The following is a 14,156-nucleotide window of genomic DNA, read 5'->3' as shown; positions in this document are numbered from 1 at the left end:
GCCGGGGAATCTACCCCGGGAGGATGTTGATCGGGTGGTCGTCGGTCGCCCAGAGGTACTGGACGGCGTAGGCGCGCCAGGGCCGCCAGGCCGCGGCGCGGGCGGTGAGGGCGGCGGGGGTGGACGGCAGTCCGAGGCCCTGGGCGGCGCGGCGCACCCCGAGGTCGGTGGGCAGGAAGGCGTCCGGGTCGCCCAGCGCCCGCATGGCGACGACCTCCACGGTCCATGGTCCGAAGCCGGGCAGGGCGCGGAGCCGGGCCCGTGCCTCGTTCCAGTCGGACTCGGCGCCGAGCCGCAGGGAGCCGTCCGCGAGCCGCGCCACGAGGGTGGTGAGGGTGGTGCGGCGGCTGCGGGGCATCGCGAGGCTCCCGGGGTCCAGTGAGGCGAGGGCCTGCGGGCTGGGGAACAGCCGGGTGAGGCCGCCTTCGGGGTCCTCGACGGATTCACCGTGGGCGGCGGCCAGCCGGGCCGCGTGGGTGCGGGCGGCGGCGGTCGACACCTGCTGTCCGAGCACGGCCCGTACGGCGAACTCGGCCTCGTCGACGGTCCGCGGCACCCGGCGGCCGGGGGCCTTGTCCACCAGCGGGGCGAGCAGCGGGTCACCGCGCAGCTGTTCGTCGACCGCGACGGGGTCGGCGTCCAGGTCCAGCATCCGGCGGCAGCGGCTGATCGCGACGGTGAGATCGCGCAGATCGGTGAGGGTCAGCCGGCAGCCGATGTGGTCGGGCTCGGGGGTGAGGGCGACGATGCCGTGCCCGTAGGGCAGCCGCAGGGTGCGGCGGTACGCGCCGTCGTGCCACTCCTCGACGCCGGGCACCGCCGTGGCGACCAGATGGCCGAAGAGGTTGTCGGGGGTGAGCGGGGCGCGGAACGGCAGCCGCAGACAGAGGGTGCCGGGGGCGGCGGGCGCGGTCCGTCCGGGGTGCGGGCCCCGGGACGCCGCCTTGGTCCGCAGCTCGCTCGGGGACAGCGCGAACACCTCGCGGACGGTGTCGTTGAAGGTGCGGATCGACGCGAAGCCCGCGGCGAAGGCGATCTCCGCCATCGGCAGCGCGGTCGTCTCGATCAGGAGCCGCGCGGTCTGGGCCCGCTGGGCGCGGGCGAGGGCGAGCGGTCCGGCGCCGAGCTCGGCGAGGAGCTGCCGTTCGACCTGGCGGGTGCTGTACCCGAGGTGGTCGGCGAGTCCGGGTACCCCGGCGCGGTCCACGAGTCCGTCCGCGATGAGCCGCATGGCCCGTGCCACGAGGTCGGCGCGCTGGTTCCATTCGGGGGAACCGGGGCTGGTGTCGGGGCGGCAGCGTTTGCAGGCCCGGAACCCGGCCTGCTGGCAGGCCGCGGCGCTGGGGTAGAAGACCATGTTCCGCGGCTTGGGCGGCACCACCGGGCAGCTCGGACGGCAGTAGATCCGGGTGGTGAGCACCGCGGTGTAGAACCATCCGTCGAACCGGCCGTCCTTGGACTGGACGGCTCTCACGCACCGCTCGGTGTCGGAGTGCATCGCGCTTCGCATGACTCCAGCATCGGGGACGCGGGGCCGTCCGGCTGGCGAGAATCCGACATCGAGGTCGTGGTGCGGGGGCGGGTGCCGGGGGCGGGGCATCTGGGAGCGGGCGGGGCTCTTCCGGGTACTTCCGGGCTCATGGGTTCCCCGGGCGTACGGGTTCCCTGGGCGCACGGGTTCCGGCGGTCCGGGGCGGTGATCGTGTCAGACGGTGTGGTCCTCGGTCGCCGGGGCGGCGGTGCGCGACCGGGCGTGGCGGGCGGCGAGGGCGACGGCGGAGACGAGGGCGAGCGCCGCGCCGATACCCGTGAGCAGGCGGAAGCCGCCGGACGCGACGAGCACCCCGGAGGCGAGGCTGCCGCCCGCTCCGGCGATCAGTACACCGACGTCCATGAGCCCCTGGTAGGCGGCGCGGCGGTCGGGGGGCGCGGCGTCGGCGACCATCGTCGTCCCGCTGACGAACCCGAGGTTCCAGCCGATGCCGAGCAGGACGAGGGCCAGGGCCAGGGCGGCGCCGGAACCGGGCGGCGCGAAGTACGCGGTGAGGGCGGCGACGGTGAGGACGGCCGCACCGAGTCCGGCGGTCGGGGTGCGGCCGACGCGGTCGACGAGGTGCCCGGAGAGCGGCGAGGAGAGGTACATGGCGGCCATGTGCAGTCCGATGACGATCCCGGCGGTGCCGGTGCCATGGCCGTGGTCGGTCATATGGATGGGCGTCATGGTCATGATCGCGATCATGACCACCTGGCTGAGCACCATCACGGCGGCACCGGCCGCCATCCGCCGCAGATCCTCCCTCGGCACCCCCTTGAGGCCACCGGCCGCGGGAGCGGGACCGTCGTCGCCGGGGGCCGTGTCCGGTTTCGCGGGGCCGGGCATGTCACGGGCCAGAAGCAGCGGGTCGGGGCGCAGGAACGTGCCCACGAACAGGGAGGCCGACGCGAACGCGGCGAAGGCCAGCAGGAACGGACCGGCGAGCCGGGGGATGTCCCAGGAGTGGGCGAGGTCGCCCATGACCCCGACGAGTCCGGGTCCGGCGACCGCTCCGGCGGCGGTCGCGAACAGGACGGTGCTCACCGCGCGGCCCCGTCGTCCGGGACTGGCGAGGTCGGCCCCGGCATAGCGGGCGAGCATCACGGACGCGGTCCCGGCGCCGTACACGAGCAGCCCGAGGAACAGCAGCGGGACGCTGTCGTACATGGTGGCGGCGACCACGAGAAGGCTGCCGAAGGCCCCTCCCCCGTAGCCGAGGGTGAGGCCGGGCCGTCTGCCCCAGCGCTGACAGGCCCGGCCGATCCCCGCGGCCCCCACTGCCGCGCCTATGGTGAACAGCGCGCTCGGTACCCCGGCGAGGCCGGTGGAACCGAGCATCTCCTCGGCGAGCAGGGCGCCGACGGTGATTCCGGCCGCGAGGGCCGCGCCGCTCAGGATCTGGGTGACGACGAGAACCCGGAGGACCCGCCGCTGCGCGGGGTGTTCCTCGTGGCCCTTCGTGTCGGGTGGTGCGGTACGGGACACCATGCGCTCGCTCCTCGTGGTGCGCGGGGAGGGCGGTGTGCGCCCCGGACGGGGTCGGTTACGCGGCGCGTGCCGAGCGCAGCGCCGCGATGTCCTCCAGGGAGAGGTCCATCCGCTCATGCAGGAACCGCACGATCGTCCAGTGCGGTACGGCGTCCTCCTCGAAGGGGCCGAACTCCTGGCAGTACAGCGGGATCCAGCGCAGCGCCTCCTCGATGGTCCGCTCGCGTCCGGGTTCCTGCTGGTACTCCTCGTACCCGATGCTGCGGTGCTCGATGAGGACCTTGCCCGGCAGGCGCTCCTCGCACAGTGCCCGGTACTCGCGGGTCTGGAGGATCAGGTAGTGCCAGATCTCGTCGATGTGCTGCTCGACGGGGAGGAAGAGCCCGGCGAGCTGGTCGCGGTGGCGGGAGACGAGGTAGAGGTACCGCAGGCATTCGATGACCTGGCGTTCGGCCTCGGGGCCGCTGACGCCGGTGCCGTTGCGCACATACGCGACGACTTCCGCGTACATCTGTTCACCGAGCAGATTCCTGAGATCCTCTTCCGTCGTGAGCTGCTGCGTCTTCATCGTTCTCCATACCGGGGTGTGGGAGTTTCCTTCACAAGCCAGGCGTGTTTTCCGGAGGCGCCTACCGGGATATGGGTCCGGTGTTCGGTGACGCAGCGCAGCCCGGTGAGGTCGCCGACGAGTTTGGTGAGAGCGGAATTCTCGGCCGGTTCGAGCGGGACATCGTCGAAGGTCGTGCAGAGCAGCCGGATTTCCTGAGGACCCGCGGTCCGCAATTGGTACAGGAAGACACGGGGCGAGGCGGCGGCCACGCATTCATCGAGGTCGCCCTGGGAAACGGCGCCGGCCGGGGTGTGCAGGAGTTCCTTCTCCCGGCCGCAGAAGCGGGCGACCTTCGACGGGTCCGGTGTGCCGTCGAGCGTGCGCACACAGTCACCGGACCGGTAGCGGATGAGCGGCATATACGGATTACGCACGCTCGTGACGATCAGACTGAAGAGGGAACTTCCCGGGGTGACGGGGAGGAGTTCCAGGCTCATCCGGTCGAGATAAGGGTGATAGCGGCCGTTTCGGTCGCTGTAGTACAGATACCCGAGTTCGGTGCTGCCGAAGAGGTCGATGACCGGGCGCCCGAGTCGTTCCTCCAGGAACCGGCGGACGTTCAGCGGGGTGTACTCGTACGCCGTGATGACGCTGGCGGGCAGCGGGAAGGAGTCCCAAAGGCCCCACTCGGCCGCTTTGCGCACCAGTTGGGCGAGGTGGTAGCCGGAGCAGTCGAGGTGGTACCAGCCCTGGGGATGGGCCCGCTGCTCGCTCCGGATCTCCTCGGTCATGCGCTCGACGTCGGCGCGTTCCCACAGACCGGGGTCGAGGCCGAGGTTGAGGTAGACCGTGCGGTCGTCCAGCCTGCGGTCCTCCAGCGCCGGCACCGCGTCGGGGGTGGTGCCGCGCTTCTTGGCGTTGACGCGGGCCACGTGTTCGGTGGCGAGCACGGTCGTCAGGGACACCCGGCGGCATCCCGCGTGCCAGGTCTCCGCGATGTCGGGGTGCTCGCTCCACAGCCGGTAGTAGCTCTTCAGCAGGAAGTACGGCGGCCGGATGATCTGCATACGGGCGTGGTTCGTCCCCGTCGAGAGGACGAATTCCGCTTCCCCGGTCTCCAGTGCGGCGGCCAGCCGGGGAGTCATCCAGTTGTCCGGGAATCCGCGGGCCGTATCCGGTTTCTCCAGAATCGGGAAATGACCCTGCTCGATCGATTCCCGGTACAGGGGTATGTCCCTGATCTGGCCGACGACATCGTCGGTGGGCTGGCTTTCCATGTTCACCTTCGGGGCTGCGGAAGCAGGAGAACAACTCGGGACGAACAGTGACGGGGAGGGGAGGGTGGCGTGCGGGCCGGAAAGGTCCGGGCGGCGGCCGGCTGTCGCCGCCCGGCAGGTTCACCGGGTCAGCAGCGGGTCAGGAAATACAGCCGGTCTTCGGCGCGGAGCTGACACAGCCGCTCTTGGGCGCCGAGCTGACGCAACCGGTCTTGTCACCGGCACTCGCGGAGTTGAGAGAGTTCCACGCCTGCCAGTTGGCGTCCTGGGCCATCTTCTTGATGAGCTGCTCCATTACGACCTCCGTGGGGGTTGGAGCACGGCATTCACCGCGCTTTCGCTGACTGGAAGCTAGGAGTCCGTGCCTATGCGTGTCAATGGAAGCAGGAATGAGAAAACGTTCATGGAAAGCGGGTTTGCGCGGCGGGAGGCGCACGGCGGGAATGGTTCTCCGGTTGACCGGTTCTCGCCGCACGGTTGCCACACGGGAGAGGACCGGAGGCGATATCCGCACATGTGGGCGGGCTTGGGGCCGGACCGGCGCCGATACCTGCGCGGGTTCGGTGTCGACGCCGGTGCCGGTGGGTAGGGAGTGGCGGGACCGCATGGCAGTGGGTGCGGCCCGGCCGGCCGCATGGCAGTGGGTGCGGCCCGGCCGGCCGCATGGCAGTGGGTGCGGCCCGGCGCTCAGGTGAGGGTTCCGGCGCGGGGGTGACGGCTCACTCGCGGGTGGCCGGACCCAGGGCGGTGCGGTACGCGGCGGTGGCGCACACGGCGAACCCGGCCCCGCCGACGGCGCGCGCCCATACGGCTGCGGCTACGGTCGGTCGTCCGCGGGCCGGTCAGTCCGTGGCGCGGAGCCTGCGCCAGACGGCCTTGGCCGCGTTGTGGCCCGACATACCGTGAACACCGGGTCCGGGCGGGGTCGCGGACGAGCACAGGAACACCGCGGGGTGCGGTGTGCGGTAGGGACGGAGTGTGAGCCGGGGGCGCAACAGCAGTTGGAGCCCCGCGGCGGCGCCGCAGGCGATGTCCCCGCCGACGTAGTTGGCGTTGCGGGCGGCGAGCTCCGGGGGGCCGGCGGTGGCCCGGGCGAGGACCCGGTCGCGGAAGCCGGGGGCGAAGCGTTCGAGCTGGCGCTCGACGGCATCCGTGAGGTCACCGTCCCAGCCGTTCGGCACATGGCCGTAGGCCCAGAACACATGCTTGCCCTCGGGGGCGCGTGAGGGGTCGACGACGCTGGGCTGCACCGTGATCAGGAACGGCGGGTCGGGGGCGCGGCCCTCACGGGAGACGGCGTTCAGGGCGGCGCCGATCTCCTGGCTGCTCGCGGCGACCTGTACGGTCCCGGCGCGGCGGGCCTCCTCGGCGGTCCAGGGCACGGGTCCGTCGAGGGCGTAGTCGACCTTGAAGACGGAGGCGCCGTAGCGGTAGCGCTCGTAATAGCGCCCCAGGCCCGCGATCCGCGCGAGGGCGTGCGGTGAGGTGTCGAAGACGTACGCGCGGGCGGGCGGCAGATCGTCCAGCCGTTTGACCTCGAAGCCGGTGTGGACAGCGCCGCCGAGGTCCCGGAGGTACGCGGTGAGGGCGTCGGAGACGGACTGGGAGCCGCCGCGGGCGACGGGCCAGCCGCGGGCGTGGGCGGCGAGGGCGAAGACCAGGCCGACGGCGCCGGTGGCGATCCCGCCGAGCGGGGCGATCACATGGGCGACGAGTCCGGCGAACAGTGCCTTGGCCCGGTCGTCGTGGAAGCGGCGGGTCAGCCAGGTCGACGGGGGCAGCCCGGTGAGGCCGAACCGCGCGAGGGTCACCGGGTCGCGTGGCAGCGCGGTCAGCGGCAGGGCCATGAAATCGCGGACGAGGGCGTCCCAGCGGGGGGTGAAGGGGGCGACCAGCCGCCGGTAGGCGCCCGCGTCACGGGGGCCGAACGACGCGGCGGTCTCGGCGACGGAGCGGGACAGCACGGCCGCGCTGCCGTCGAGGAAGGGATGGGCCATGGGCAGCGGGGCGTTCAGCCACTCCAGGCCGTACCGCTCCAGGGGCATCGCGTTGAAGGCCGGGGAATTGACACCCAGCGGATGGGCCGCCGCACACGGGTCGTGGCGGAAGCCGGGGAGCGTCAGCTCCTCGGTGCGCGCTCCGCCGCCCACGGTGTCCCGGGCCTCGAAGACGGCCACGGAGAAGCCTCTGCGGGCCAGCTCGACGGCGGCCGTCAGTCCGTTCGGTCCCGCGCCCACCACCACAGCATCGAGCATCGACGGCACCTTCGGACTCCTTCGTCAGCCGATGGCCAGGGGCTTCAGGATATGCCCGGCGGGGCGGCGGCGGGGCCTCGTCCCCGGGCGGGGCGGGGCTACGGCCCCGGGCGCAGCAGGCCGAGGACCCGCTCGACGGTGGCGCTGTCGCGGCCCGCGCTGAAGGGCATGGCGTTGCCCCCGGGGAGCGTGAAGGGGGTGCCGTCGAGGGTGGCGTGCGTACCGCCGGCCTCGGCGACGAGCAGCAGGCCCGCGGCGTGGTCCCACGCGCTCTCCCAGGAGAACGCGACGGCGTCCAGCGCGCCCCTGGCTATGGCGAGGTACTCCAGCCCGGCGGAGCCGCAGGGCCGGGCGGCGACGCCCTCGCTGTCGAGGCCGAGCAGGGCCCGCTTCTGGTCGGGCGTGGTGTAGTCGGGGTGGGACATGGCGACCCGCAGGTCCGTGCCGGGGGTGGGCGATCCGGCGGTGAGCCGGGTGCCGTCGAGGAAGGCGCCGCCGCCGCGCACCGCGACGGCCATCTCGCCTAGCACGGGGGCGTACGTCCATGAGGCGAGCAGTTCGCCGTGGCGGGCGAGGGCCACGAGGGTGCAGAACCCGGGGTCACCGTGGACGAACTGCCGGGTGCCGTCGACCGGGTCGACGATCCAGACGGGGGCGTCACCGGCGAGCGCGCCGTACGTCGACGGGTCGGCGTGGACGGCTTCCTCGCCGACGACGACCGAGCCGGGCAGCAGCGCGGTCAGCGCGCCGGTCAGATGCTTCTCGGCGAGCTGGTCGGCGATGGTCACCAGATCGTGGGGGCCGGTCTTCTGGACGATCTCGTCCACGGCGAGCTGCCGGAACCGCGGCGTGATCTCGGCCGCGGCGGCCTGGCGGACCGCTTCTTCGACATCGGTCAGGTGATGGGCGAGAAAGTCATCGATCATGCCTCCATCGAAGCACGGGCCTCTGACATTCCGTGCCCGGGTGGTGCAGGGTGGGTGGAATCCGTGTGAACGCGGCCCCCGGCGCCGGTCAGCGCGGGCGCCAGGGCGAGGTGCCGACGACATTGCGGGGGCCGACGTCGAGGTGTTCGTCGGGGGTGACGGTGACGCGCGGGGCGCCCGGCCGTGCGGTGACGTGCAGCGCGGTCGACGGCTCGGTGTTCACGCGCCACATCAGGTCGGCCACGGCGGACTGCCGGGGGGCCACGGTGAACGAGGTGGGATCGGCGGCGGGCGGGGCCTGGAACACGTCGTCGAGACCGCGGACCGCGCGGACACCGGGGAGCGGTGCGCCGTCCTCGCCGAGGACGCGGATCACCGGGTAGCCGTCGAGCACGTACGGCTTCTCGCCGCAGTTGGTGAGGGTCAGCGTCATCGTCCGCAGCCCCATCGCGGCGGCGGAGAAATCGGCCCGCAGCCGTACCCCGTCGGCCGGACAGGGCTGGTCGGCGTCCCGCGCGGCGGGGTCGGACGGGGTGGCCGGGCCCGACGCGGTGGGGGCGGGCGTCGGCGGGCCGCCGGGGGTCGCGGGCGCGGGGGTGTGGCGCTGGGTGGGGGGCGGGGGGCGCCCTTCGGGGTCGAGCTCGCGTTCCAGCTCCGTCGGCAGGCCGCACCCGGACAGCGCGAGCGCCGTCAACACGGTGACGGCCAGGGGCTTCCACGACGGTCGTACTCGTATCCCGCTCATCCGCCCGATCATGGCACGCGCGCGTGCCCGTGGCCCCCGCGCAACCGGGACGGGCGGCGGCGACCGACCGGGGCGGGCCGAAGGCGGTCGGCGCACGGGCACCCGCGCGGGGAGGTGTCCGGGGCCGCACCCGTGCACGCGGCTGGTCACCGCTCACGCGGGTCCCGGTCACCGGAAGCGCGGGACGACCTCCGCCCCGTAGGCGTCGATGACTTCCTCGCGCGCGTCGTGCATCGCGTACACGGCGAACTGGTCGACGCCGATCTCCCGCAGCTCCAGCAGCCTCTCGATGTGCGCCTCGACGGGTCCGAGCAGACAGAAGCGGTCGACGATCTCGTCGGGCACGAACGCGGTGTCGGGGTTCCCGGCCCGGCCGTGGTGGCTGTAGTCGTAGCCCGCGCGGGACTTGATGTACGCGGTGAGGGCCTCGGGGACGAGACCGGAGTGCTCGCCGTAGCGGGACACCAGGTCCGCGACATGGTTGCCGACCATGCCGCCGAACCAGCGGCACTGGTCGCGCGCGTGGGCGAGGTCGTCGCCCACATAGGCGGGCGCGGCGACACAGATGGTGATGTCGGCGGGGTCGCGGCCCGCCTCGGCGGCGGCGTCCCGGACCGAGCGGACCATCCACTCGGTGAGGTACGGGTCCGCGAGCTGGAGGATGAAGCCGTCGGCCTTGCGGCCCGCGAGGGCGAGCGCCTTGGGCCCGTAGGCGGCCATCCAGACCGGCAGCCGCCCGTCCCTGACCCAGGGCAGCCGCACGGGCGAGCCGTCGACCAGTGCCTCCCGGCCCTCCGCGAGGTCGCGGATGACGTCGATGGCCTCACCGAGCCGCGCCAGGGTGCTGGGTCCCCGTCCGGCGACCCGCATCGCGGAGTCGCCCCGGCCGATACCGCACACCGTGCGGTTGCCGTACATGTCGTTGAGGGTGGCGAAGGTGGAGGCCGTGACCTCCCAGGTGCGGGTGCCGGGGTTGGTGACCATCGGTCCGACGATCAGCTGCTCAGTGTGCTCCAGCACCCGGCTGTGGATGACGTACGGCTCCTGCCACAGGACCGCCGAGTCGAAGGTCCAGCCGTAGCGGAAGCCGTTGCGTTCGGCGCGGCGCATCAGCCCGACGACGGCCGAGGCGGGCGGATCGGTCTGGAGGACGAGTCCGAAGTCCATGGGTGGGCCTCCTGCTTCGTACGGGGTCTTCGTGCGGGGTCTGCGTACCGGGTGCGGGGTCGTGGTCGGGGTCTACGTACCGGTCTGCGTACGCAGACCGTGTACGGGGTCGCGGCCGGGGCCGGGCTCAGCCGAGGTACTGGCAGGTCCCCCGGGGGGTGTAGCGCCCGTGTCCGGCGCGGCCGGTGTACGCGCGCCCGTCGATGACGACCGTCCCGCGCGAGAGCACGGTCTCGACCTGTCCGGTGATCCGCTTGCCCTCGTACGCGGAGTAGTCGACGTTCATGTGGTGGGTGTCCGCGGACAGCACCTGTTCGGCGTGCGGGTCGTACACCACGATGTCGGCGTCCGCGCCGGGCGCGAGGGTGCCCTTCTTCGGGTAGAGCCCGAACATCCGGGCCGGGGCGGCGCAGGCGATGTCGATCCAGCGGCGGCGGCTGATGCGCCCTTCCACGACGGCCTGGTGGAGCAGGTCCATTCGGTTCTCCACCCCGGGCAGTCCGTTGGGGATCTTGGAGAAGTCGCCGCGGCCGAGTTCCTTCTGGCCGCTGAAGCAGAACGGACAGTGGTCCGTGGACACGACCTGGAGGTCGTCGGTGCGCAGTCCGCGCCACAGCGCCCGCTGGTGCTCCTTGGGGCGCAGCGGGGTGGAGCACACGTACTTGGCGCCCTCGAAGCCGGGCGCGGCGAGGTCGTCCGTGGACAGGAACAGGTACTGGGGGCAGGTCTCGCCGAAGACGGGCAGTCCCTTGTCACGGGCGGCGACGAGTTCGGCGACGGCCTCCTCGGCGGACACATGGACGATGTACAGGGGCGCGTCCGCGACCCGGGCGAGCTGGATGGCCCGGTGGGTCGCCTCGGCCTCCAGCAGGGCCCTGCGGACCTCTCCGTGGTGGCGCGGGGAGGTCTCCCCGCGCGCGAGGGCCTGTTCCACGAGGACGTCGATGGCGATGCCGTTCTCGGCGTGCATCATGATCAGCCCGCCGTTGCCGGAGGCGCGTTGCATCGCGCGCAGGATGCGTCCGTCGTCGCTGTAGAAGACCCCGGGGTAGGCCATGAAGAGCTTGAAGGAGGTGACGCCCTCCGAGACGAGCAGGTCCATCTCCTTCAGGGAGTGCTCGTTCACGTCGGAGAGGATCATATGGAAGCCGTAGTCGACGGCGCAGCGGCCGTCGGCCTTGGCGTGCCAGGCGTCCAGTCCGTCGCGCAGGGAGGTGCCGACGCTCTGGACGGCGAAGTCCACGATGGTGGTGGTGCCGCCCCAGGCGGCGGCCCGGGTGCCCGTCTCGAAGGTGTCGGACGCGGCGGTGCCGCCGAACGGCAGTTCCATATGGGTGTGGGCGTCGACGCCGCCCGGGATGACGTACTTGCCGGTCGCGTCGATGATCCGGTCGGCGGTCCACGCGCGCGCGGCGTCCGTCCCGTGCGCGGCGAGCGCGGCGATCCGGCCGTCCTCGACGAGCACGTCGGCGTGGGTCTCCTCGGCGGCGGTGACGACGAGTCCGCCGCGGATCAGGGTGCGGGTGCTCATGGGGGCGCTCCCTCTCGTACGGGTGCGGCACCGCCCCGCGCCGGGGCGGTGTCGGGATGCTCGGGTTACCGGGACCGGTCGTCCCGGAAGGGCGTGCGGGCCGCCCGGACGGCCGGACGGCCCGGGGTGACACCGGAGGCCACCCGGCCACGGGGTGCGGCGACAGGGGCCCTACAGGGCCCGCAGGGCGTCTTCCAGGATCACGGCGCCCTGTTCCGCCTCGGCGACGGTCAGGGACAGCGGGGGCGCGATCCGCAGCACGCTGGTGTTGTACGCGCCGCCCTTGCCGATCAGCAGTCCGCCCGCGCGGGCCGCTTCGAGGACGGCGGTCGCGGCGTCGGGGTCGGCCTCGTCGGTGCCGGGCCTCACGAGTTCGATCCCGATCATCAGGCCCCGCCCGCGTACCTCCCGGACGGCCGGGACGCGCGCGGCGGCGGCGCGCAGCCGTTCGATCAGCAGTCCGCCGACCCGGCGGGCGTTGCCCTGGAGGTCGCGTTCGAGGAGGTAGGTGAGGTTGGCGAGTCCGGCGGCCATGGTGACCGGGGAACCGCCGAACGTGGAGATGGAGTTGGCGTCCAGGCAGTTCATGATCTCGGCGCGGGCGACGACCCCGCCGATGGACATGCCGTTGCCGATGCCCTTGGCGAAGGTGATCAGGTCCGGCGGGCCGTTGCGGTCATGGGCCTGCCAGCCCCAGAAGTGGTCGCCGGTGCGGCCCCAGCCGGTCTGCACCTCGTCGCTGATCCACAGGATGCCGTGCCGCTTCAGCACCTCGCGGAACGCCGCGAACAGCCCGTCCGGCGGGGAGGTGAACCCGCCGACGCCCTGCACGGGTTCGGCGATGAGGGCCGCCGCTCCCCCGCGCGTCTGGCCCAGCAGATCCTCCAGATCGGCGGTGCAGGCGTCGATGAACGCGGCGTCGGACAGCTCCGCGTACGGGCCCCGGGTGCGCACGCCCCCGTGCACGTAGAGGGTCTGGAGCGGTGACAGGCTCGTCGGGGACCAGCCCCGGTTGCCGGTGATGCCGACGGCGCTGAAGGAGCGGCCGTGGTAGCTGTTGCGCAGCGCGAGGATCTGGTTGGAGCGGCGGTACGCGGTCGCCAGCAGGAGGGCCGCGTCGTTCGCCTCGGTGCCGGAGGTCGTGAAGAAGACCCGGGCGTCAGGGATTCCGGAGAGCGCGGCGATCCGTTCCGCGAGTTCGACCATCGGCCGGTCGAGGTACAGCGTCGAGGAGTGGATGATCCGTCCGGCCTGCTCGGCGACGGCCTTGGTGACCTCGGGCAGGGCGTGCGCGGTCATCGTGGTGAGGATGCCGCCGAAGAAGTCGAGGTACTTGGTGCCGTCGGCGGCCCAGACATGACGTCCCTCGCCGTGCGTGAGTTCGAGGGGTTCGCGGTAGTACAGGGCCAGCCACTGCGGCAGCACGGCCCGGTGCCGCTCGTACAGCTCGCTCACGGCTGGACCAGCCCTTCGTAGGCGTCGGGGCGGCGGTCGCGGTAGAACGCCCACTGGGTGCGGACCTCGTCGATCAGTCCGAGGTCGAGGTCCCGGACCAGGAGTTCCTCCGCCTGGTCCCCGGCCGGTTCACCGACGAACTGCCCGCGCGGGTCCACGAAGTAGCTGGTGCCGTAGAAGTCGTTGTCGCCGTACTCCTCCCGTCCGACGCGGTTGATCGCGGCGATGAAGTACTCGTTGGCGACGGCCGCCGCGGGCTGTTCGAGCTGCCACAGATGCGCGGAGAGTCCGCGTGACGTGGCGGACGGGTTGTAGACCAGCTGGGCGCCGTTCAGGCCGAGTTGCCGCCAGCCTTCGGGGAAGTGCCGGTCGTAGCAGATGTACACGCCGACGCGTCCCACTGCCGTGTCGAAGACGGGCCAGCCCAGGTTGCCGGGTTTGAAGTAGTACTTCTCCCAGAACCCCTTGACCTGGGGGATGTGGTGCTTGCGGTACTTGCCGAGGTAGCTGCCGTCGGCGTCGATCACGGCCGCGGTGTTGTAGTAGAAGCCCGCCTGTTCGACCTCGAAGACGGGGACGACCATGACCAGGCGCAGCTCGGCGGCGAGCGCCTTCATCCGGGTGACCGTGGGCCCGTCCGGCACCGGTTCCGCCCACCGGTAGTGCTCGGGCTCCTGCACCTGGCAGAAGTACGGGGCGTTGAACACCTCCTGGAACCCGATGACCTCCGCCCCCTGCCGGGCGGCCTCCCGGGCGTGCTCCTCGTGTTTGGCGATCATGGATTCGCTGTCGCCGGTCCAGGTTGCCTGGACCAGTGCGGCGCGGACGACGGGTGCCAAGAGCTGCTCCTTCGACGGGACGCCAGAGAGCTTCTACGCCCGTAGAAGCGGGCCGTAGGGGGACGAACGTAAGCCTGTCCGACGAGTGGGGCAAGACCATCGTCATGAACCGGGTGAGTCGATCTCGATTCCTACCCGGCTGGACGACGACGGCGCACCGCCCGGGCCGGCAGCCCCCGGCCCGGGAGGGCCCGGGGCACCGCGAGGGGTTCGGGCAGGGGTACACGGGCGGGTACGGGCTGAGGGGTACGTAGCCGGCGGGGCTTCGGCCGGGCGCCGAGCGGGTACGGGCCCGGGTTCGGGTCGTCCCTGTCCGGCGGGCCGGACAGGGACGGAGCGCGCCGCCGACCCCGCCGCGGTCGGCGGATCGCATGCGGCCGGTGGGCGAA

The 14,156-nt window shown here is 72.4% G+C and carries 12 protein-coding genes; all 12 read right to left on the bottom strand.

What is annotated here, in order from left to right; translation table 11 throughout:
• Positions 1–10: 10 nt before the first annotated feature.
• The gene (locus AB852_RS19925) at positions 11–1,498 is read right to left on the bottom strand and encodes a DNA-3-methyladenine glycosylase 2 family protein (RefSeq protein WP_073790223.1); all 1,488 of its coding nucleotides are present in this window, start codon (positions 1,496–1,498) and stop codon (positions 11–13) included.
• A 207-nt stretch (positions 1,499–1,705) separates the two neighbouring features.
• Entirely contained in the window at positions 1,706–3,022 is a 1,317-nt protein-coding gene (locus AB852_RS19920) for an MFS transporter (RefSeq protein WP_073790221.1), read from the bottom strand.
• A gap of 55 nt (positions 3,023–3,077) precedes the next feature.
• On the bottom strand, positions 3,078–3,590 hold the full coding sequence (locus tag AB852_RS19915; RefSeq protein WP_073790219.1) for a glycine-rich domain-containing protein: 513 nt from the start codon (positions 3,588–3,590) through the stop codon (positions 3,078–3,080).
• On the bottom strand, positions 3,587–4,849 hold the full coding sequence (locus AB852_RS19910; protein WP_073790216.1) for a phenylacetate--CoA ligase family protein: 1,263 nt from the start codon (positions 4,847–4,849) through the stop codon (positions 3,587–3,589). The genes AB852_RS19915 and AB852_RS19910 overlap by 4 nt, the downstream gene beginning before the upstream one ends.
• Positions 4,850–4,988: 139 nt before the next feature.
• Positions 4,989–5,144, bottom strand: a complete 156-nt coding sequence (locus AB852_RS39855; protein WP_178391063.1) for a hypothetical protein — start codon at positions 5,142–5,144, stop codon at positions 4,989–4,991.
• A gap of 547 nt (positions 5,145–5,691) precedes the next feature.
• Complete coding sequence (locus tag AB852_RS19905; RefSeq protein ID WP_073790538.1) at positions 5,692–7,104, bottom strand: phytoene desaturase family protein; 1,413 nt, start codon at positions 7,102–7,104, stop codon at positions 5,692–5,694.
• A 98-nt stretch (positions 7,105–7,202) separates the two neighbouring features.
• Positions 7,203–8,030: an inositol monophosphatase family protein gene (locus AB852_RS19900; RefSeq protein WP_073790213.1), complete on the bottom strand. Its 828-nt coding sequence runs from the start codon at positions 8,028–8,030 to the stop codon at positions 7,203–7,205.
• An 88-nt stretch (positions 8,031–8,118) separates the two neighbouring features.
• Positions 8,119–8,775, bottom strand: a complete 657-nt coding sequence (locus AB852_RS19895) for a DUF4232 domain-containing protein (protein ID WP_073790211.1) — start codon at positions 8,773–8,775, stop codon at positions 8,119–8,121.
• A 168-nt stretch (positions 8,776–8,943) separates the two neighbouring features.
• Positions 8,944–9,942 carry a TIGR03842 family LLM class F420-dependent oxidoreductase gene (locus AB852_RS19890; RefSeq protein ID WP_073790209.1) on the bottom strand — a complete coding sequence of 333 codons (999 nt, stop codon included), beginning with the start codon at positions 9,940–9,942 and terminating at the stop codon, positions 8,944–8,946.
• A 127-nt stretch (positions 9,943–10,069) separates the two neighbouring features.
• Positions 10,070–11,473 carry a dihydropyrimidinase gene (gene hydA / locus AB852_RS19885; RefSeq protein ID WP_073790207.1) on the bottom strand — a complete coding sequence of 468 codons (1,404 nt, stop codon included), beginning with the start codon at positions 11,471–11,473 and terminating at the stop codon, positions 10,070–10,072.
• A 171-nt stretch (positions 11,474–11,644) separates the two neighbouring features.
• On the bottom strand, positions 11,645–12,928 hold the full coding sequence (locus tag AB852_RS19880) for an aspartate aminotransferase family protein (RefSeq protein WP_073790205.1): 1,284 nt from the start codon (positions 12,926–12,928) through the stop codon (positions 11,645–11,647).
• The gene (locus AB852_RS19875; RefSeq protein WP_073790203.1) at positions 12,925–13,767 is read right to left on the bottom strand and encodes a nitrilase-related carbon-nitrogen hydrolase; all 843 of its coding nucleotides are present in this window, start codon (positions 13,765–13,767) and stop codon (positions 12,925–12,927) included. The genes AB852_RS19880 and AB852_RS19875 overlap by 4 nt, the downstream gene beginning before the upstream one ends.
• Positions 13,768–14,156: the final 389 nt, after the last annotated feature.

The organism is Streptomyces uncialis (assembly GCF_001905345.1).
In the GTDB taxonomy this organism is placed as follows: Bacteria; Actinomycetota; Actinomycetes; order Streptomycetales; family Streptomycetaceae; genus Streptomyces; species Streptomyces uncialis.
Note: the sequence above shows the minus strand (reverse complement) of the source record. Positions and strands in the feature narration are given on the sequence as shown.